The organism is Micromonospora sp. NPDC023869 (genome assembly GCF_055559695.1).
This window is the reverse complement of sequence record NZ_JBVHKD010000004.1, coordinates 98,968-118,943: the sequence shown is the minus strand read 5'-3', so window position 1 is coordinate 118,943 and position 19,976 is coordinate 98,968. Positions and strand designations below refer to the sequence as shown.

The window sequence follows — 19,976 nt, the reverse complement described above, 5'->3', positions numbered from 1 at the left end:
TCGCGAGGGATCCACCGGGCGGCACCGCGACTACCCTCGGCGGGGTGTCCGGAGCAGAGCACGGAGACGGTGAGCCGGGCGGCGACGCGATCGTCACCACCGCCTGGCGGTTGGCCGAGGCCGAGGGCTGGGCGGGGGTGACCGCCCGCCGGCTGGCCGAGCGCGCCGACGTCGACCTCGGGGCCCTCTACGAACGCTTCGCCGACCGGGAAGCGGTGGTCGCCGCCGTCGCGGTGCGGGGCTTCGCCGACCTGTCCGCCGCGTTGACCGCTGCCCGCACGGCGGTCGACTGCCCGGCCGAGGTGTGGCCGGCGGTGATGGCGGCCTATCTCGATTTCGCCTACGCGCATCCGGAGATCTACGACGCGATGTTCGCTCACACTCCGGACCTCACCCTCGGGGCCGAGGAGGTGCCGGAGACCGTCGCGGCGGCCTTCGGCGAGCTGCGGGCGGCGCTGACCGCGTCCGCCGCCGCACAGGACGACGACACGCTCGCCGAACTCGGCTGGAGCCTGTTGCACGGCATGGTGATGCTCACCCGGGGTGGTCGGTTGCGTCCCGAGGCCCAGGAGCAACGCGAGCAGTTGCTCGGCAACCACCTCTTCAGCCCGCGCTGAGCCGCTCACCTCGCCGGTGGCGTGGCGCTGTTCCCGCGGGTGTCCCACCTGCCGGGCCCGGGTGGCTTCCCGGTGCCCGGCCGGGGCGGTCCATGTGCACTCGATGTTCACGTGAACATTGCGGATTCCGGCGACTTTAGCCATTCATTTCGGTGGATCTCTTAACGGCCGGGTCGGGGCATCGAAAACGCTGTCATCGACTTGCCGCGAGGTCATCTACACAGGAAAACGTCTACGTGAGTGGGCCACGGAAAAGAGCTTCTTGAGTGCTCCGTAACTTTGTGGCAATCTCACCTTCATCGATGCGTAGCGTCCCCTCGTCTCCCGTCTTCCCTCCGACGAGGGCGTCAGCCGCCCGGTTGTGTTAGCGCTAACTCATCGACGCGACGCGACTGTGGAGGTGCTGGAAGCATGAAGAATCTCGGACATCCGAGCGGTCCTCGGCGGCGGTCCTTCGCCCCGGCGCTGCGTGTGCTGACGGTCGGATTGCTGGTGGCCGGCGCGGCGTTGGTGCCCGCCGGCGCGGCCAGCGCCGGCACCACGTTGGGCACCTCGGCGGCGGAGAAGGGCCGCTACTTCGGCGCGGCGGTCGGGACGTACAAGTTCTCCGACACCACGTACATGACGGTGCTCAACCGCGAGTTCAACAGCCTCGTCGCCGAGAACGAGATGAAGTGGGACGCGACCGAGCCGCAGCGGGGCGTGTTCAACTACAGCGCCGGCGACCGCATCGTCAACCACGCCCGATCCCGAGGCATGTCGGTGCGCGGGCACGCCCTGCTGTGGCACGCCCAGCAACCCGGATGGGCCCAGGGCCTGTCCGGCGGTGACCTGCGCAACGCCGCCATCAACCACGTCACCCAGGTGGCCACCCACTTCCGGGGGCAGATCCACTCGTGGGACGTGGTGAACGAGGCGTTCGCCGACGGCGGCAGCGGCGCCCGCCGCGACTCCAACCTGCAACGCACCGGCAACGACTGGATCGAGGCCGCGTTCCGGGCCGCCCGCGCGGCCGACCCCGGCGCCAAGCTCTGCTACAACGACTACAACACCGACGGGGTCAACGCGAAGTCGACCGGCATCTACAACATGGTGCGCGACTTCAAGGCGCGCGGCGTGCCGATCGACTGCGTGGGCTTCCAGTCCCATCTGGGCACCACGATCGCCGGTGACTACCAGGCCAACCTGCAACGCTTCGCCGACCTGGACGTGGACGTGCAGATCACCGAGCTGGACGTCACCCAGGGGGCCAATCAGGCCAACATCTACGCCACCGTCACCCGCGCCTGCCTGGCGGTGTCACGCTGCACCGGCATCACCGTGTGGGGCGTACGGGACTGCGACTCCTGGCGCGGCGGCGACAACGCCCTGCTGTTCGACTGCGCGGGCAACAAGAAGGCCGCGTACACGGCGGTCCTCGACGCCCTCAACGGCGGCACCACCCCGAACCCGACCGGTAACCGGCTGCGCAACGAGGCGTCCGGCCGGTGTCTGGACGTCGACGGCGCGAGCTCGGCCAACGGTGCCCAGATGCTCGTCTGGGACTGCCACACCGGGGCGAACCAGCAGTTCACCCAGAACGGACGGGCGTTGCAGGTGATGGGCAAGTGTCTGGACGTGCCGAACAACGCCGCCGCCGGCACCCGGGTGCAGATCTGGGACTGCCACGGTGGGGCGAACCAACAGTGGGTCCTCAACGGCAACGCCACGATCAGCAATGCCCAGACCGGCCTGTGCCTGGACGTCAACGCCGCCGGCACCGCCAACGGCTCGACGGTCATCGTGTGGAGCTGCCACGGCGGCACCAACCAGCGCTGGGCCCGGTTCTGACCCGACGGTCGCGACATTCGGCACCGCCCACCCCGGCCGCTGCCCGGACGTGCACACCGTCCGACGCGGCCGGGGTGGCGACAACCAGAAGTGGCAGGTCCAGCAATGAGATCCCACGTCCGTACTGCTCACGGTTCCCTGCTCGCGCTGGCGGTGCTCGTCTCCGCCGCGCTGCCGGCCGTGGTGACGGGTCACACTCCGGCTCTGGCCGCAGTGCAGGAGACCCTCTACGTCGCGCCGGGTGGCAACGACGCCAACCCGGGCACGATCGCGTCACCGTTCCGGACGCTCCAGCGTGCGCGGGACGTGGTCCGCACGAAGACCGCGACCATGACCGGCGACATCCAGGTGCTCCTGCGCGGTGGAAGCTACCCGGTGAACAGCACGGTCGAGTTCGGGTCGAGCGACTCCGGCACCAACGGCCACCGGGTCGTGTACGCCGCGTACCCGGGCGAGACGCCGGTCCTCGAAGCCGGTGTGCAGGTGACCGGCTGGACCCAGCACAGCGGGAACATCTGGAAGGCGCCGCTCGACCGGGCCAACAAGCTGCGGGCGCTCTACGTCAACGGCCAGCGGGCCCAGATGGCCGCCAAGACGATCACCTCGGCGGGGTGCCACGGCACGTACACCATCACCGCCGGGCAGGCCGACTGGGCATGGGAGTCCGGCTCGCAGTGCGACGGCGCGAGGTACGGCCTCGGCGACTTCCCGGCGATCTCCCGGAACCAGGAGGACATCGAGATCGAGACGGCCACCACCTGGACCACCGCCATCGTGGGAGTCCGGCAGGTGACCACGAGCGCTGACGGTCAGAGCCGTATCGCGCTGTTCCAGCAGCCGGGTGCTGCCATCGCGCAGGGGGCGTTCAACGGCAACGCCCAGGTCGCCGGCAGCCACAAGGTGATGAACGCCTACGAGTTCCTGGACACGCCGGGCGAGTTCTATTTCGACAAGTCCAGCCGGACGGTCTACTACTACAAGGCCAGCGCCGACAACATGTCCACCGCCACGGTCTTCGCGCCCAACAACGTGACGACCGCGCTGCGGATCGCGGGCACCTCGACCAGCAGCCGCGCCCGCAACATCACGTTCTCGGGCCTCACCGTCCGACACTCCGACTGGAACCTGTTCAGCGTCGCCGGTTCGGTGTTCAAGCAGGCGCAGCAGGGCAACCTGGGGGCGTCGGCGTACGCGAAGGGCAACTTCCACGTCTATCACTACCGCAACGTGGACGTCACCCCGGGAATCGTCCACGTGCAGAATGCCGACGGGATCCGGCTGGAACGCAACCGGATACAGCACACCGGGGCCGACGGCATCAACATGGTCAACGACGTGGTCAACTCGCAGGTGATCGGCAACTTCACCAGCGACGTCGCCGGTTCGGCGATCACCGTGGGACACCCGCAGCACGTCTACATCGGCGACCACACCTCGACCAACCGCGAGAAGTACCCGCCCCAGGTCGAGGGAGCGCCGAAGAACATCGAGATCAAGAACAACTACATCCATGACAGCGCGGTGCTGTTCAACGGGCACGGCGCGGTCGCGGCGTACTTCGCCGACACGCTCACGATCCAGCACAACCGCATCGAGAAGACGCCGTGGGCGGGCATCACGCTCGGTTGGGGATGGTGGAACTTCGACGGATCCTCAGGATCGATCGTGCCCAACCGGCCCACCACGACGGCGAAGAACAACACCGTCAGCCACAACCACATCATCGATGCGGTGCAGCGACTCAGTGACACGGCACCCATCTACACGCTGGGCAGTCAGCCGGGCACCGCGATCCACGACAACTATCTGCACGGTGTCCCGGCCGGCCACAAGTACGGGCTCCACCCGGACGAGGGCTCGGCGTACATGACCTTCCGGGACAACGTCCTGAGCGTGGACAAGAACATCACCTGGATGATCAACTCCGACGACTTCGGACGCAAGCACGACCTGAGCATCACGCAGACGTACGGTCCGATCAACAAGGTCTCCCAGAAGAACCTGCCCAACAGCACCATCCACGACATCCTGGTCTCCGCCGACTACGTCTGGCCGGCCGCGGCCTACGGAATCGCGGTGAACTCCGGGCTCGAAGCCGCGTTCCGGGACATCACCCAGCCCCGCAACCTGCCCATGGCGGACCTCGTCCTTCCGGCCAGCACGTTCGTCGGCAGCGGCACGACCTCGATCCCGGTCCGCAGCACGGGTGACCCGAGCCGGACGCTCTGGCTGGCGCCCTCCGGCACCACCACCTTCACCGTCGGCCCGACGATGACCAGGGCGGACGGCAACGCGACCGCCATCGCCGTACCCACCACCTCGGGTGACTACCGGCTCTATGTCGTCGATGCCCAGGGCAACCGGTCGGCCGAGTCGACATCGATCGTCCGGCGCCAGGGCAGCGGCAGCGCCCAGGACACCCAGATCGTGGGCGGCCAGTCCGGCCGGTGCGTCGAGGTCCCCGGCGCCGCCACCGCCAACGGCACGCAGACCCAGCTCTGGGACTGCTCCGGCAGCACGCAACAGCGCTGGACCCACACCGCCGGCAAGCAGTTGACCGTGTACGGCACGAAGTGCCTGGACGCCAACGGAGCAGGCACCGCCAACGGCACCACGGTGATCATCTGGGACTGCCACGGCGGGCTCAACCAGCAGTGGAACGTCAACGCCAACGGCACCATCACGAACGTCCAGTCCGGGCTCTGCCTCGACGCCAACGGCGCCGCCACCGCCAACGGCACGAAGATCATCCTCTGGGCCTGTAACGGCGGCGCGAACCAGCAGTGGACTCGACGCAGCTGAGAGCGATCCCGGGGCCAGGCACGTTCCTGTCTGGCCCCGGCCGCCCCACCGCGTGCATCTCGTCGGCCTGAGCGCGGACTCGGGCACAGCCTCCGGCGGGCGGCGGAAGCTGTCCACGATCGGTGCCTGCTGCCGCCCTCCAGGGCAAGGTAATCGGGTGGCCGAGGGAGGTCGGGTTGCCTAGGGTCGCGGCGTGACGCATGACGGGTTGATCGAGCCGGGCCGGGTGCTCGTCTTCGACGCGGACGACACGCTCTGGGAGAACAACGTCGTCTTCGAGCGGGTGATCGACGACTTCCTCACCTGGGTGGACCATCCGACACTCGACCGGACGCAGTTACGGGCGGTGCTCGACGACATCGAGCGGGCCAACGCCGTCGCGCACGGGTACGGCAGCAAGGTCTTCCTGCGCAGCCTGCGGGAGTGCCTGGAGCGGCTGCGGGAACGACCGGCCACCGAGGCGGAGCGCCGCGAGATCGACGAGCTGGCGGTGGCGCTGGTGAACCACCAGGTCGAGCTGATGCCGGGGGTGGCCGACGCGCTGGACGAGTTGGCCGGGCGGCACGAGTTGCTGCTACTGACCAAGGGGGAGCGCGAGGAGCAGCAGCGCAAGCTCGACGCGTGTGGGTTGCTGCACCACTTCGCGGCGGCGCACATCGTGCCGGAGAAGAACGTGGCGACCTATCACCGGCTGAGCCGGGAGCACGGCGTCGACCCGACCCGGGCGTGGATGATCGGCAACTCGCCGCGCTCGGACATCCTGCCGGCGCGGGCGGCCGGCTGGCGGGCGGTGTTCATCCCGAACGCCAACACCTGGGTGCTCGAACACGACGAGTTGGACCCGAGCGACGAGGGCGTACTGCATCTGCGCGCTTTTCCCGACCTGCTCACGCACTTCTGAAGCGGCCGGCCGGTGGCCGGGTGGGCTGGTCGGCCGGTCCGATCGAGTCAGCGCTCGACGTCGGTCGGGTGTTACAGGCTCCTGCCGCTTTTCCCCGCTGCTGGCAATAGTCCGTACCGGCCCGGGCGGGCTCGGCCCCGACCCGCCTAGCCTCGGCCCCAGGTACCGCGACTCGCCGGGGTGGGTCGCGGTACCGGGTCCGGTCGTGGGGCACCGTGGAGCTGAGTGCTGGCGGGCCGGCTGCCGTGCTGGGGCTTGCTGACACGCGCGCCGGCATGCGGCTGGTGCGCTGCCCACGCCGGACGGGTCAGGGCCGGAGCGTGCGGGTCCGGTCCTGACCCGTGTCGTCGTAGAGCCCGGCTCAGGTGGTCTCGCCGCGCACGATGGCGACGGCGACTCGGCAGAACTCGTCCATGTCGGGCTGGAAGGCTGCGGCGATGTCCGGGTGCAGACCGGCGCGGGTCTCGTCGAGCAGCTGCTGACACACCTGCTCCACCGGCTCGCCGGTGTAGGAGTCCCGGATCCGGTCGGCGGCCACCTGGAGTGCCGATGTCAGCTGCTGCTCCAAGGGCCCGCGCAGTTTCTCCTGGACCGGGTCACGAGGTTCCAGCGTGACATGTGGCTCCGACATCGGTGCTCCCTTCGTCGGCGGCAGCGGTACCCGACCACCACCGTCCGTCAAACCACGTTCGGTACCGCCGCGACGCGGATCTGGTACGAGAATTCCTCGCCCGGCTCCTCCACGTACGACAACCGGCGGATCTGCTTGTCGTCGTCGTAGAGGGCGACGTCGACCAGGACACCGAGGTGGGCGAGGCCGATGCTGGTCACCCGCTTCTTGTCCTGCAGCACCGCACACACCCCGCCCAGCAGGGTGCTGGCGTCGGAGGTGCGGTGCCCGGGCGGGCAACGCAGCGTCAGGTCCACCTCGATCGGGCCGGACAGCGGGGTCCAGCCGGTCTTCTGTGCCGCCTCGCAGGCGGCATGGAGCAGGGCGCGGACCCTCGTCGCCTGCCGGTGGCCGGCGGCGAAGATGGACAGCGCCTCGGTCTTGACCGGTGGCAGGCCGCTCACCTCGAACGTCAGGGCGAGAGCGCGGGTGTCCTGCACCACGACGGCACCTCCTCGTTGGGGACGATCCTGCCCAACCGGTGGACCGGTGACGGGGTGTTCCCGCGAGAACCCACCGATCGGCGGATCGGGGTGGGCCGGTGGCGTAACGGCGGCGACGGCGTACGCGCGGACGGCACGGCAGGTGTCACGCTAGTCGACCCGACGGCCGCCCGGTATCACTCACGTGGTGGGATGCGGCGCGAACGCACAGAATTCGTTGCCCTCCGGGTCGGCCAGCACCCACCAGCTGACCGTGTCGTCCGGCTCCCGCAGCAGGCTCGCTCCGGCGGCGATCAGCGCGGTCGGCTCGGGGTCGACGAGATCGACGTCCCAGTGCATGCGGTTCTTGACCGTCTTGCGTTCCGGCACGGTGTCGAAGATCCAGAAGTCCCACGGGAACCCGCTCGCGCCGACGATCTTGGCGTACCCCTCGTCGCTGGGGTGGACCTCGCCGCCGACGACGCCGGACCACCAGGCGGCCTGCGCGGCCGCGTCGGCGGAGTCGACCACCAGCTCGAACGGCCCGGGAGCGGCATCCTCGCCGGGCGGAACGGCACAGAACAGGTTGCCCTCCGGGTCGGCCAGCACCCACCAGTCGATTTCCGAGTCGGGCTCGCGGACGATCCGCGCCCCGGCCGCCAGCAGCGCCGTCGGCTGCGGCTCGGCCAGCCACAGATCAAGGTGTACGCGGGTCTTGACGCTTCGTGGCTTTGGCACCCGGTTGATCCAGATCGCCTCGGCCGAGGACCGCCCCGTCGGCGGGTCGACCCTGCCGTCACCGTCCCCGGTGTCGACCAGGCTTCCGCTGAGGATGCCGGCCCAGAACCCACCCAGGGCACGAGCGTCGGCGGCGTCGAGACAGAGGTCCTTGAAACGCGCGAGCATGCCACCGATCCTGCCCCCAACCCCGCCCCACCGCACCCCGCCCTGCCGCACCCGCCCCACCGTGTCCGCCGCGGCCTGCCCTGGCCCGCCGATCATGGAGCTGAGGTCGCCGTCGATGCGGAGTGTCCGGACATCTCGGGAGCCACAAGTCCATGATCGACGTGGCGGGGGCGACCAGGGCGGGGTGGGCGGGTTCCGCACAACGGCCGCGCCGCCCGGGGTGACCGAGCGGCGCGGGGCGGCGAGGTGGGTGTGCGGCGGGGGAGAGGTCAGCGGCGGCCGCGCTTGACCTCGTGGAAGGCCGACATGCGGAACAGGGGGAGCAGGCTGTCCCAGAGCAGCAGGGTGTCGTCGAGGTCGGGTACCTCGGTGAGGATCGGGCCGTGCAGACCCCGGTCGGCGCCGGGGACCATCAGCACCGGCGAGCCGATGTCCGGCCCGGCCGAGCCGAACGCCAGCGCGTGCGAGGCGTGCACCTCGGCGTCCCAGCGGTCGTCGTCCAGCGCGGAGGCCATGTCGTCGAGACCGGCCGCCGTCAACGCCTCCGCCACCAGCTTGTCGCTGGGCGGGCTGCCGGCGTCATGGGTACGGGTGCCCAACTCGGTGTAGAACCGGCCGGCGTCCTCGTGGCGGCCCTCCGCGCGTAGCGCCTCCACCAGCCGCAGCGCCCGGCTCGACGCCGCCATCGCCTCGGCGTACTCCGGTGGGGCCTGGCCCCCGCTGAGGATGCTCAGGCTGAACGCCCGCCACTCGATGCGCAGGTCACGGGCTTCGGCGGCGGCGACCAGCCAGCGCGACGTGCGCCAGGTCCACGGGCAGGCGGGATCGAAGAAGAAGGTGGCGTCCACCGCCCGAGACTAACGCCCACCGTCCGGGTCGGCCTCCGGTGTGACCTGGACCACGCAAAGTGACGTTTAAGTCGTGTCACGCGGTGGGTTTCGCGGCTTCCCGGCTCGGGCAGTGTTGCAGCCACGAGGCGCCAGGGCGGCGAACCGGCAGGTCAGAAGCCCTGGCCGCGTCGTCGTGCGCCGGGGCACGAGACCTCTTTCCCGGGTTGTTGGTCGAGACCGAGGGAGGGGTCATGGATCAGCCGTACAGCAGGCCCGGCGCCGTGGTGCCGGGCGGCGCCCCGGAGCGTGGCGGAGTACCGGTATGAGCAGACGCCGACCTCGGGCACGTGTCGCGGCGGCCGCCGCCGCGCTGACGTTGCTGGCACCGATGGCCGCCTGCGCCTCCGGCGGCGACGGCGGGGTGCCCACGATCAACCTCTACTACCCGCCGGAGGAGAACTTCCAGCAGGTGGTCGACCAGTGCAACACGCAGGCCGGTGGGCGCTACCGGATCGACTACCGGGTGCTGCCCCGGGAGGCCGACGAGCAGCGGGTGCAGATGGTGCGCCGGCTCGCGGCCGACGACGACGGCATGGACGTGCTCGGCCTCGACGTGACCTGGACGCAGGAGTTCGCCGGCGCGAAGTGGATCCTGGAATGGACCGGGCAGGACCGGGCCGAGGTCGAGGACGGCACCCTGGAGGGGCCGCTTGCGACCGCCCGGTACGAGGACAAGCTCTACGGCGCGCCGAAGAACACCAACGTCCAGCTCCTCTGGTACCGCAAGGACCTGGTGCCCGAGCCGCCGACCACCTGGAACGAGATGATCCAGATGGCGCAGCGGCTCAAGGACCAGGGCCAGCCGCACCAGGTGCTGACCATGGGCGCCCAGTACGAGGGCCTGGTGGTGCTCTACAACACGCTGGTGGCCAGCGCGGGCGGCAACATCCTCAACACCGAGGGCACCGAGGCCGCGATGGACGAGGGTGCGGTGCGGGCGCTGGAGCAGCTCCGCGACTTCGCCACGTCCGGCGTGACCTCGCCGTCGTTCAGCAACGCCATGGAGGATCCGGTACGGCTGGACTTCCAGGCCGGTAACGGCGCCTTCCAGATCAACTGGCCGTTCGTCTATCCGGCCATGCAGGAGGCCAACCCGCAGTTGGCCGAGCAGGTCGCCTGGGCGCGGGTGCCCGGCATCGACGAGGGCACGCCCGGCCGGGTCACCATCGGTGGGATCAACCTCGCGGTCAGCGCGCACTCGAAGCACCCGGCGGAGTCCTTCGAGGCGGCCAAGTGCCTGCGCAACGCGGAGAGCCAGAAGTTCTCGGCGATCAACGACGGCGTGCCGCCGACCATCGAGAGCGTGTACGACGACCCGGAGATGGACGAGGCGTACCCGATGAAGGAGACCATCCTCGAACAGCTGCGGGACCCGGCGGTCCGGCCGCTGACCCCGGCGTACCAGAGCATCTCGACGGTGATGTCGGCGATCCTGTCGCCGCCGTCGGCGATCGACCCGCCCGCGACCGCGGACGAGCTGCGCGACGCCGTCGCGGACGCGTTGGAGTCGAGGGGAGTGCTGCCGTGACCGAGCGAAGCACGACGAGCGGCACGGACACGGTCGACGAGACGACCGACGGTCCTCGGCACGCGACGGTGCCCGCGCAGCGGTCCAACCGTCGCCGCAAGGCCCCGTTGAGCGAGAACAAGCGGGCCGAACGGAAACTGGGCTGGCTGCTGTGCGCGCCGGCCGCGCTGGTCATGGTCGCGGTGACCGGCTATCCGATCCTCTATTCGGTGTGGCTGTCGTTGCAGCGCTTCGACCTGCGCTTCCCCGACGAGCGGGAGTTCGTCGGCCTGGACAACTACGTCACCGTGCTGACCAACGACTTCTGGTGGACCGCGTTCGGCGTGACGATGCTGATCACGGTGGTCACGGTCGCCGTGGAACTGGTGCTCGGCATGGGGCTCGCGCTGGTCATGCACCGGACGCTGGTCGGCCGGGGCATCGTGCGCACGGCGGCGCTGATCCCGTACGGCATCGTCACGGTCGTCGCCGCCTTCTCCTGGCGGTACGCGTGGACGCCCGGCACCGGCTATCTGGCGAACCTCTTCTCCGACGGTGCACCGCTGACCGAACGGGCCAGCTCGCTGGCGATCATCATGCTGGCGGAGATCTGGAAGACCACGCCGTTCATGGCGCTGCTGCTGATGGCGGGGCTGGCGCTGGTGCCGGAGGACCTGCTCAAGGCGGCCTCCACGGACGGGGCCACCGCGTGGCAGCGGTTCACCAAGGTGATGCTGCCGGTGATGAAGCCGGCGATCCTGGTCGCCCTGCTGTTCCGCACCCTCGACGCGTTCCGGGTCTTCGACAACATCTACGTGCTGACCAACGGGGCCAACCAGACCTCGTCGGTGTCGATGATCGCCTACAACAACCTGATCCGGGGCCTGAACCTCGGCATCGGGTCGACCATGTCGGTGCTGATCTTCATCGCCGTGGCGATCATCGCATTCATCTTCGTGAAGCTGTTCGGTACCGCTGCCCCCGGCAGTGACGACGGGGAGAGGCGCTGAGATGGCCGACACCACCAAGGTCAAGCTCCAGTGGGGCGTGATGAACACGATCGTGGTCGTCTTCGCCCTGATCCCGGTGCTGTGGATCATGTCGTTGTCGTTCAAGACGCCGGCCACGCTCACCGACGGCAACTTCATCCCGCGCGAGTGGACGCTGGAGAACTACCGCAACATCTTCGCCACCGACCAGTTCGTCCGAGCGCTGATCAACTCCATCGGCATCGCGCTGATCGCCACCACGATCGCCGTGGTGCTCGGCACCATGGCCGCGTACGCGATCGCCCGGCTGGACTTCCCCGGCAAGCGCCTGCTCGTCGGCGTCGCCCTGCTGATCGCGATGTTCCCGCAGGTGTCGCTGGTCTCGCCGCTGTTCGAGATCGAACGGCAGTTGGGGCTCTTCGACACCTGGCCGGGTCTGATCCTGCCGTACATCACCTTCGCGCTGCCGCTGGCGATCTATACGCTGTCCGCGTTCTTCAAGCAGGTCCCCTGGGATCTGGAGAAGGCCGCGAAGATGGACGGCGCCACCCAGGGCCAGGCGTTCCGGCGGGTCATCGCCCCGCTCGCCGCGCCGGGGGTCTTCACCACGGCGATCCTGGTCTTCATCTTCTGCTGGAACGACTTCCTGTTCGCCATCTCGCTGACCTCCACCGAACGCTCGCGCACGGTGCCGGTGGCGTTGTCGTTCTTCACCGGCGAGTCGCAGTTCGAGGACCCGACCGGGGCGATCTGCGCCGCCGCCGTGGTGATCACCGTACCGATCATCCTGTTCGTCCTCTTCTTCCAACGCCGCATCGTCTCCGGCCTGACCTCCGGCGCCGTCAAGGGATAGGTGATAACTCGTGGCTGACATCGTGCTCGACAAAGTGAGCAAGAAATTCCCGGACGGCACCACGGCGGTGCGGGACGTCGACCTGGAGATCGCCGACGGCGAGTTCGTGATCCTGGTCGGTCCCTCCGGCTGCGGCAAGTCCACCACCCTCAACATGATCGCCGGGCTGGAGGACATCAGCTCCGGTGACCTGCGCATCGGCGGCGAACGGGTCAACGACAAGGCACCCCGGGATCGGGACATCGCGATGGTCTTCCAGTCCTACGCGCTGTACCCGAACATGACCGTCCGGGAGAACATGGCGTTCCCGCTGCGGCTGGCCAAGCTGGACAAGGAGACGATCAACCGCAAGGTCGACGAGGCGGCCAAGGTCCTCGAACTGACGTCGCTGCTGGACCGGCGTCCGGCCAACCTCTCCGGCGGGCAGCGGCAGCGGGTCGCGATGGGCCGGGCGATCGTCCGTCAGCCCAAGGCGTTCCTGATGGACGAACCCCTGTCGAACCTGGACGCCAAGCTGCGGGTGCAGATGCGGACCGTGGTGTCCCGCCTGCAGAAGAAGCTCGGCACCACCACCGTCTACGTCACCCACGACCAGACCGAGGCGATGACCCTCGGCGACCGCGTGGTGATCATGCGAGGTGGGGCGGTCCAGCAGGTCGGCCCGCCGCAGGAGCTGTACGAGAACCCGAACAACCTCTTCGTGGCCGGGTTCATCGGCTCTCCGTCGATGAATTTCCTGCCCGCCACCCTCGAACAGGGCAGCCTGCGCACCGCCCTGGGTGACGTGCCGATCGGCGATCGGATCCGCCGTGAGCTGGAGGCCGCCGACGCCTCCCGCGACCTGATCCTCGGCATCCGGCCCGAGCACTTCGAGGACGCCGAACTGATCGACGAGGAGACCCGCCGCCGGGGCATGGAGTTCGAGGCGCCGGTGGACATCGTCGAGTCGATGGGCTCGGACAAGTACGTCTACCTGACCGTCGAGGGGGAGCGGGCCACCGCCGCCGAACTGGAGGAGTTGGCCGCCGACACCGGTGCCGCCGACTTCGCCGGTGGCGGATCGAACCTGGTCACCCGCCTGTCGGCCGAGTCGACGGTGAGCGAGGGCGAGAACCGGCGGGTCTGGTTCAACCTGGAGAAGATCCACCTGTTCGACCCGTCCAACGGCCGCAACCTCACCCTCCACGAGGGCCGCGCGGCCGGCACCCTGGACGCCTGACCGCGTACGCCTGACACACCTCGTGCCCCCGACGGACCCGTCGGGGGCACGATTCTGTCTGCCCTCGGCGCTACAGTGCCGGGCGGAGAAGGGGGGCCAGGGTGTTCGTCGAGATCATTTTTTCGGGCCTGCCGATCGACCGGGACGACCTGGAGGACGCGTTGACAGCGGAGTTCGCGCTGGACGGCGAGGTCACCGGCGCGGGCACCGGCGAGCACGGCGGCAATCTCGACCTGGAGATCGCGGAGAGCGCGGACCGCACTGCGGCCTTGGCGCGTCTCCAGAAGGTGTTCGTGGAACTCGGGATCGAGAACCGCGTACGCCCGATCGTCCGCGACTGACCAGACGACGGGATCGCTTTCGGTCGGCCCCGCGTCCGCTCGGACCGCGAACAGCTAGCGCAGAGACCGGCGGAGCAGGTCGATCAGGTATTCGGCGGCCTGTGCGGTGTCGAAGTCCGGGGCGGTCAGGTTCTTCGAGACGATCGCGTCCAGCGCGCCGTTCATGATCACCGCGGTGGCGTCCGGGTCGATGTCGGGCCGGTAGTCGCCGGCGTCGCGGGCGGCGGCGATCAACGCCGCCACGGACTGCTGTCGGCTGGGGGCGTTCGGTAGGTCGTCGACGGTCGGCGCGCTGCCGATGGCCTCGATGATCATGCGGGTGTGCGTCGGGTGCTCGGTCAGGTATCCGGTGATGGACCGGATGTACGCCTCTACGGCAGCCGCGCCGGAGGCCGCCTCGACTGCTGCTGCGACATGGGTGGTCAGATCCTCGAGCACCGAGTCGTAGGCGGCCCGCACGACCGCGTCTTTCGACGGGTAGTGATAGAGGACCGCGGCCTTGGAGATGCCAGCGCCCTCGGCTATCCGGATCAGTGACGTGCCGGTGTAGCCATGTCGAGCGATCAGGTCGATGGTCACGCCGATGAGCTGGGCACGGCGGGCTTGCTCGGTGATGGTCAGCGGCTTTCCCGGCACCCCTACACCGTAGAAGACAACCGTGCGGTTGAAAATTCTACCGGCAGGTCAGTAATCTGACCGTATGGTTAGGGTGGTGACACGGAAGATCGGAACCTGGCTGCGCCGGCGCCGCCGTCCGCTCCTCTGGGCGGGAACTGCGGTGGCGGTCCTCGTGGCCGGCGGTGCCTATGCACTGCGCGACCCCTCGCCGGTCGGCTACTTCACGTCAGCCGAGGCCCACGACCGGTTCATCGCCTCCTACCAGAAGGCGATGGCGCAACTGCCCGCTCCCGACCGCACGCTCGACGTCCGCACCGGGTATGGCGTCGTGCGCGTCTACCACTTCGAAGGCGGCGGCGTGCCCGATGCCGCACCTCTGGTGCTGCTGCCCGGGCGATCCTCGGCGTCCCCGGTATGGGCGGACAATCTGCCGTCACTGCTCACGCTGCGCGACGTGTACACGGTCGACCTGCTCGGTGAGCCAGGGCTCAGCGTGCAGCAGCGCCCGATCGTCACCGATGCGGATCATGCGCAGTGGCTGCACGAGGTACTGCAAGCCCTGCCGGAACCGCGTATCCACCTGTTCGGTCTGTCGTTCGGCGGGTGGACGGCGACGAACCTGGCTCTGCACCGGCCGGAGAAGGTGGCCGGGGTCATCCTGCTCGAGCCGGTGCTCACCTTCGCCAACCTGTCGACCGGTGTGGTGCTGCGGTCGATCCCGGTGAGTGTCCGCTGGGCGCCCAAATCGTGGCGGGACAGCTTCACCAGCTGGACCGCGAACGGTGCACCGGTCGAGGACGTACCGGTGGCCGACATGATCGAGCAAGGGCTGCAGTCGTACGCGATGAAGTTGTCCGCCCCTGCCCGGCCGGGCGAGGACCAGCTCGCCCAGCTCGGCGTGCCCGCCCTGGTCCTGTTGGCCGGTGAGTCGCGGATACACGACGCCGCCGAGGCCGCCGAGTATGCCCGGCGGGTGCTGCCCGACGCGACCGTCAAGACCTATCCCCACGCCTCCCACGCCATCAACGGCGAGCACCCGGACGAGATCGCTGCTGACGTCGCGACCTACCTCGGCGCGGGAGGCCGCTGACGCCGGCCGCTACTGGTGGACGCCCTCGAAGTTGCCGGCACTAGGTATGCCTAGGCGGCCCGCGTACTCCGCTAAACCCCGGTGAGCAGTGAAGATAGGTAAGCGTTGCCCGATGTGGCAGCACTCTTGTCAACCGACGATTGATCCATCAGCGGTTGACAAGGAGGCAAGCCATGTTGATGGACCCGGGCACGATGCTGGCTCTGGCGAACGATCGTCGCCGCGAGTTGATCGCCGAGGCCGACTGCGAGCGCCTACTCACCAACGCTCGGCGGGCTCGGCGGGCTCGCCGAGCCCGTAACACCCTGGCCGTCCGTGGACAGCCCGACGGTAACCTCACGTCGTGCGAACCATCCGCGGCGGTGCCAGCCCAGTGATGATCGGGCGGGAAAGCGAGCTGCGCCGGTTGGCGCAGCTCGCTTCGGCCCGTGAGCCGGCGGTGGCGCTCATCGCGGGCGAGCCGGGCATCGGGAAGACCCGGCTGGTGCACGAGCTGCTGACAACCGTGTCGGCGGAGACCGTGGTGCTGGTCGGCCAGGCCGAACCCGGCTCGCTGTCCCGGCCGTACGAGGTGCTCCTGGGCGCCATCGACGGCCGTCCAGGCAGCGACGAGGAGCAACTTGCGGCCCTCGCGGACCCGCGGCGCAGCCCGGTCGAGCGCCTGCACACCGGCCTCGCCATCCTGGCCGACCTGCTCGGCGACTCCCCTGCGGTCATCGTCTTCGAGGACCTGCACTGGGCCGACTCGGAGAGCGCGGCGCTGTTCGAGCGGATCGCCGACCAGCGCGGGCCGCGGCTGCTCATCGGAACGTACCGGCCGGACGAGGTGACCCGCCGCCAACCGGTGGCTGGCCTGCTGGCCCGGATGGAGCGCCGGCACACCGTCACCCACGTACGTCTGGATCGCCTCACTCCCGCACAGACCGCAGCGTTGCTGGCGGCGGCCACCGGCGCTCCGGCGCCGCTGCGCGCCGTGGCGGCACTGCACCACCGCACCGGGGGCAACCCGTTCTTCCTGGAGGAGTTGCTGCGTGCGCTGCCCGGGTACGACGTGGAGGCGCTGGTCGAGCAACCGCTGCCGTGGAGCCTCGCCGAGGTGTTACGCCGACAGGTCGACGACCTTGACCCGGTCAGCCACCGTGTCGTCGAGGCGGCTACCGTGCTCGGCCACCGCATCCCGTTCGACCTGCTCGCCGACGTGACCGGTCTGGGCGAGGACGAGCTCATCGCCGTGTTGCGAGACCTGGTCACCCAGGGCGTCCTGGTCGAGTCCGGCGACGACGAGTTCGCGTTCCGGCACGCGCTGGTGCGCGAGGCGATCGTCGACCAGATGCTCGGCCGGCAGCGCCGCCGGCTGCACGAGAGGGCACTCGACGTACTCCTGAACGGCGGTGCCTCCGACCCGGCCATGGTGGCGCACCACGCTCGCGGCGCCGGCCGGTACGACGACATGATCGCCGCGGCCCGCCGCGGCTCTGAGCTCTACCTCTCCATCGGGTCCGCCTACCAGGCCCTGCAACTGGCGGAGATGGGCCTCGACGAGATGCCCGACGACACCGACCTGCTCGCCTCCGCCGCCCGAGCGGCGTGGTTGGCCGGACTGCTGGATGACGCCCTGCGGTACGGCCGGCGCTGGCGCGACCTCGCCGACACCACGACCGACCGGGCTGAGTCGCTGTACCTCCTGGTCCGCATCGCGTGGGAGTCCCGCGAGACCGACGAGATGCGCGCGTTGACGCACGACATCGGGACCCTGATCGCGCAGCTTCCCCCCGGCGCCGACCAGGCGCGGGCGATGACCGCGATCGCGCAGTCGGCGTACCTGCAAGGCGACTGCGACGCCGTGCTGCTCTGGTCCGACCGCGCGCTGGCGCTGGCGGACGAATTCGACCTGCCAGCCGTACGCCTGGCCGCGCTGATCGAGAAGGGTGCGACGCTTGTCGAGCGCCCGCAGACCGCCGCCGACGGCCGCAGGATCCTGTCCGCTCTCGTCGACGAGGCCGAAGAGGCGGGCGAGTGGGTGCTGGCGGCCCGTGCCCTCGACTCCCTGGCGCACGGCGAGCCACCCACCTCGCCGGTCGAGCACGCCGAGACACTGGAGCGGATGCGGGTTGACGCTGAGCGGGCCGGCTTCGAGTCACTCGCGGTGGCCACCTACTTCCAGGGCCGAGCCCGGCTGGCGGTGCGGGCCGGCGACCTGCGCGCCGCGACCGGGGCGCTGGAGGAGGGGCGCGAGCAGGACCGCAGCTACCGACGCCGGGGCCGCTGGGCCGACTATCACGGCGTCTTCCTCGCCGGGCTCTATCTGGAGGCCGGCGAGCTGGACCACGTCGAGCGGCTCATCACGGACCTGGCGGCGCTGCCCGACAACTGGCCGGCGACGATTCCCAGCCTCGCGTTCCACCTCGCCTGCCGTCGCGGCGACCTCCCGCGCGCCGAAGCGAGCCTGGAGGAACTCATCGCGGCACTATCCGAGCAGCCGTGGCGCAGCAATGAGACGGCCCACGATCTGATCTCTGCCGCGCTTCATATCGGCTTGCCGCCGCACCGGCTCGACCAGATGGCCGCCGCGCTACTCGACGCCAGCGTATGGGACGCCTACCGGACCCTCGTCGATGCCCAGCTCGCGGAAGCACGCGGCCAGCACGCCGAGGCGCTGGCCGGCTACCTGTCCATCGCCGAGGCCCACATCCTGGGGCCGGCGACCCGCGGCACCGTACGCGTCGGCGCCGCCCGGTGTCTGCTCGCGAACGACCAGCGCGAGGAGGCTGCCGCGCAGGTGGAGGCAGCCGCACCCCTGCTGGCCGAATGGCGTGGCTGGCGGGTGGCCCAGCTCGCCCACGTCCGCGCCCAGCTGGGCATGACGCCGGTCGACGCGGCACCCGCGATCACCGGTCCGACCGCCCTGACCCCCCGCGAGCGGGAGGTGGCAGTACTGATCAGCGACGGGCTGACCAATGCCGAGCTGGCCCGGCGCCTCTACATCTCACCGAAAACCGCCGCCGTTCACGTCTCGAACATCCTGCGGAAGCTGGGCGTCTCGTCCCGGACCGAGGTGGGTGACCTCGTCGGGCGGCATTGACCGCCACCGTCGACCAGGGAGCCGTGCTACGACGGCTGGCAGCGACGCTGCGGGGTGCACCAAGCTGGCGGCTACTCGGCGGCCAACTGTCGCGTCAAGCGCTCTCGGTGTGAGGTGATGCGGGTGTGCCCGTGCGCGGAGTGGAAATCGCTCTGCGCACGACGCCCCGAACGGAGCCGCCGCTCATCCGGCGACACCCCGCAAGGCGTCGATCAGCGCGGCTTCCCGGGCGCTGCTCAGCCCGGCGCGGCGGTCCCGGTGCAGCCCTTCGGCACGTTCCCAGGCGAGGGTGTCGGCCAGCAGGTCGGTACGCGGGCGGTGGCGGAGACCGGCGGCCTCGGCCGCCGTGCCGCTGCGGGCCGCCCAGCCGCGTGCGGCCGGGTCGGCGATCCACATCGGCAACGACTCCGGGCCCATGTACTCGGCCACGCCCTGCGCCAGCAGCCAGGCGGGGTCGGCGTGCACGAGCGGACCGGTGTGGCCGGCCACGGCCCGGGACCGGGCGACCCATTCGGCGAAGGGTACGGCCGGGCCGACCGCGTTGAACGTGCCGACCGTGGCGGCCCGGGCGCTGTCGAGCAGCCAGGCGGCCAGGTCGCGGACGTCGACGACCTGGGTCGACAGGTCGGGGGCGAGAGGTGCCAGCAGCGGTGTGTCGGGGTCACGGGCGGCGCGGGCGACCCAGTAACCGGACCGGCCGCTGTGGTCACCCGGCCCGCCGATCAGACCGGCGCGCGCCACCAGGGCGCGGTCTCCCACCTCGGTCGTGGTGATCTGCTCACAGGCCGCCTTCGCCTCGCCGTACTCCTCGCGGTCGACCGTGTCGCGGCTGGTGGCGGGCAGCGTGGCCGCCGACTCGTCGGCGCCGGGAGTGTCGTGGTCGGCGTAGGCGCTGACCGAGGAGACGTAACTCCAGTGCCGGGCTCGGCTGCCCAGGGCACGCAGCGCCTCCCGCACGAAGCGCGGCTGCCACGACACCTCCACGACCGCGTCCCAGTCGCGGTCGCGCAGCCCGTCGTACGCACCGGGATCACCCCGGTCGGCGGCTACGAGGACCGCGCCGAGCGGTACCGTCCCGCTCTCGCCCCGGGCCAGGCAGGTGACCGCGTACCCCCGGTCGACCGCCTGCCGGGCCACCTCGTGCCCGAGCCACGCCGTCCCGCCCAACACCAGCATCTCCATGTCCGTCAGCGAAGCAGCGAGGTACGCGGTACGCCAAGGTTCTTCGCCGACGGCAGA

17 protein-coding genes are annotated in these 19,976 nt (G+C 69.9%); 11 read left to right on the top strand and 6 right to left on the bottom strand.

Annotated features, from left to right (window positions below; all coding sequences use genetic code 11):
• Window positions 1–44: 44 nt before the first annotated feature.
• The 4 genes from ACZ31C_RS13930 (at window position 45) to ACZ31C_RS13915 (ending at window position 6,150) form a co-directional block, all read left to right on the top strand.
• Window positions 45–617: a TetR/AcrR family transcriptional regulator gene (locus tag ACZ31C_RS13930; protein WP_465795587.1), complete on the top strand. Its 573-nt coding sequence runs from the start codon at window positions 45–47 to the stop codon at window positions 615–617.
• A 411-nt stretch (window positions 618–1,028) separates the two neighbouring features.
• Window positions 1,029–2,447, top strand: coding sequence for an endo-1,4-beta-xylanase (locus ACZ31C_RS13925; RefSeq protein WP_465795586.1), 1,419 nt, complete (start codon window positions 1,029–1,031; stop codon window positions 2,445–2,447).
• Window positions 2,448–2,552: 105 nt separating this feature from the next.
• Window positions 2,553–5,249: a ricin-type beta-trefoil lectin domain protein gene (locus ACZ31C_RS13920; RefSeq protein ID WP_465795585.1), complete on the top strand. Its 2,697-nt coding sequence runs from the start codon at window positions 2,553–2,555 to the stop codon at window positions 5,247–5,249.
• Window positions 5,250–5,475: 226 nt separating this feature from the next.
• Window positions 5,476–6,150 (top strand): HAD family hydrolase, encoded by a 675-nt coding sequence (locus ACZ31C_RS13915; RefSeq protein WP_449948995.1) that lies wholly within the window; start codon window positions 5,476–5,478, stop codon window positions 6,148–6,150.
• A 361-nt stretch (window positions 6,151–6,511) separates the two neighbouring features.
• Here the strand turns inward: ACZ31C_RS13915 and ACZ31C_RS13910 are convergent, their stop codons facing one another.
• The 4 genes from ACZ31C_RS13910 to ACZ31C_RS13895 all read right to left on the bottom strand — a co-directional run bounded on the left by ACZ31C_RS13910 (window position 6,512) and on the right by ACZ31C_RS13895 (window position 8,996).
• Entirely contained in the window at window positions 6,512–6,781 is a 270-nt protein-coding gene (locus tag ACZ31C_RS13910) for a hypothetical protein (RefSeq protein ID WP_350699500.1), read from the bottom strand.
• A 47-nt stretch (window positions 6,782–6,828) separates the two neighbouring features.
• Window positions 6,829–7,260 carry a RusA family crossover junction endodeoxyribonuclease gene (locus tag ACZ31C_RS13905; RefSeq protein ID WP_465795941.1) on the bottom strand — a complete coding sequence of 144 codons (432 nt, stop codon included), beginning with the start codon at window positions 7,258–7,260 and terminating at the stop codon, window positions 6,829–6,831.
• A gap of 183 nt (window positions 7,261–7,443) precedes the next feature.
• Window positions 7,444–8,148 carry a VOC family protein gene (locus ACZ31C_RS13900; RefSeq protein WP_465795584.1) on the bottom strand — a complete coding sequence of 235 codons (705 nt, stop codon included), beginning with the start codon at window positions 8,146–8,148 and terminating at the stop codon, window positions 7,444–7,446.
• Window positions 8,149–8,417: 269 nt separating this feature from the next.
• Complete coding sequence (locus ACZ31C_RS13895) at window positions 8,418–8,996, bottom strand: mycothiol-dependent nitroreductase Rv2466c family protein (RefSeq protein ID WP_465795583.1); 579 nt, start codon at window positions 8,994–8,996, stop codon at window positions 8,418–8,420.
• Between the two features lie 304 nt (window positions 8,997–9,300).
• Here ACZ31C_RS13895 and ACZ31C_RS13890 point away from each other — a divergent pair, with 304 nt between their 5' ends.
• The 5 genes from ACZ31C_RS13890 (at window position 9,301) to ACZ31C_RS13870 (ending at window position 13,947) form a co-directional block, all read left to right on the top strand.
• A complete protein-coding gene (locus ACZ31C_RS13890) occupies window positions 9,301–10,566 on the top strand; it encodes an ABC transporter substrate-binding protein (protein WP_465795582.1) in 1,266 nt (421 codons plus the stop codon).
• A complete protein-coding gene (locus ACZ31C_RS13885; protein WP_350699492.1) occupies window positions 10,563–11,555 on the top strand; it encodes a carbohydrate ABC transporter permease in 993 nt (330 codons plus the stop codon). The genes ACZ31C_RS13890 and ACZ31C_RS13885 overlap by 4 nt, the downstream gene beginning before the upstream one ends.
• A 1-nt stretch (window position 11,556) precedes the next feature.
• On the top strand, window positions 11,557–12,387 hold the full coding sequence (locus tag ACZ31C_RS13880; RefSeq protein WP_350699490.1) for a carbohydrate ABC transporter permease: 831 nt from the start codon (window positions 11,557–11,559) through the stop codon (window positions 12,385–12,387).
• A 10-nt stretch (window positions 12,388–12,397) separates the two neighbouring features.
• A complete protein-coding gene (locus ACZ31C_RS13875) occupies window positions 12,398–13,606 on the top strand; it encodes an ABC transporter ATP-binding protein (protein WP_465795581.1) in 1,209 nt (402 codons plus the stop codon).
• Window positions 13,607–13,707: 101 nt separating this feature from the next.
• A complete protein-coding gene (locus ACZ31C_RS13870; protein ID WP_465795580.1) occupies window positions 13,708–13,947 on the top strand; it encodes a hypothetical protein in 240 nt (79 codons plus the stop codon).
• A gap of 54 nt (window positions 13,948–14,001) precedes the next feature.
• Here the strand turns inward: ACZ31C_RS13870 and ACZ31C_RS13865 are convergent, their stop codons facing one another.
• Window positions 14,002–14,583, bottom strand: a complete 582-nt coding sequence (locus ACZ31C_RS13865; RefSeq protein WP_465795579.1) for a TetR/AcrR family transcriptional regulator — start codon at window positions 14,581–14,583, stop codon at window positions 14,002–14,004.
• Between the two features lie 76 nt (window positions 14,584–14,659).
• Here ACZ31C_RS13865 and ACZ31C_RS13860 point away from each other — a divergent pair, with 76 nt between their 5' ends.
• On the top strand, window positions 14,660–15,655 hold the full coding sequence (locus ACZ31C_RS13860) for an alpha/beta fold hydrolase (RefSeq protein ID WP_465795578.1): 996 nt from the start codon (window positions 14,660–14,662) through the stop codon (window positions 15,653–15,655).
• A 343-nt stretch (window positions 15,656–15,998) separates the two neighbouring features.
• The gene (locus ACZ31C_RS13855; protein ID WP_465795577.1) at window positions 15,999–18,737 is read left to right on the top strand and encodes a helix-turn-helix transcriptional regulator; all 2,739 of its coding nucleotides are present in this window, start codon (window positions 15,999–16,001) and stop codon (window positions 18,735–18,737) included.
• Between the two features lie 183 nt (window positions 18,738–18,920).
• Here ACZ31C_RS13855 and ACZ31C_RS13850 read toward each other — a convergent pair whose 3' ends face one another.
• Window positions 18,921–19,919: a Rossmann-fold NAD(P)-binding domain-containing protein gene (locus tag ACZ31C_RS13850; RefSeq protein ID WP_465795576.1), complete on the bottom strand. Its 999-nt coding sequence runs from the start codon at window positions 19,917–19,919 to the stop codon at window positions 18,921–18,923.
• Window positions 19,920–19,976: the final 57 nt, after the last annotated feature.

Excerpts from the sequence above, each read along its gene's own strand:
- ACZ31C_RS13925 (WP_465795586.1), top strand. The coding sequence starts at position 1,029 with ATGAAGAATCTCGGACATCCGAGCGGTCCTCGGCGGCGGTCCTTCGCC.
- ACZ31C_RS13920 (WP_465795585.1), top strand. The coding sequence starts at position 2,553 with ATGAGATCCCACGTCCGTACTGCTCACGGTTCCCTGCTCGCGCTGGCG.
- ACZ31C_RS13910 (WP_350699500.1), bottom strand. The coding sequence starts at position 6,781 with ATGTCGGAGCCACATGTCACGCTGGAACCTCGTGACCCGGTCCAGGAG.
- ACZ31C_RS13900 (WP_465795584.1), bottom strand. The coding sequence starts at position 8,148 with ATGCTCGCGCGTTTCAAGGACCTCTGTCTCGACGCCGCCGACGCTCGT.
- ACZ31C_RS13890 (WP_465795582.1), top strand. The coding sequence starts at position 9,301 with ATGAGCAGACGCCGACCTCGGGCACGTGTCGCGGCGGCCGCCGCCGCG.
- ACZ31C_RS13880 (WP_350699490.1), top strand. The coding sequence starts at position 11,557 with ATGGCCGACACCACCAAGGTCAAGCTCCAGTGGGGCGTGATGAACACG.
- ACZ31C_RS13850 (WP_465795576.1), bottom strand. The coding sequence starts at position 19,919 with ATGGAGATGCTGGTGTTGGGCGGGACGGCGTGGCTCGGGCACGAGGTG.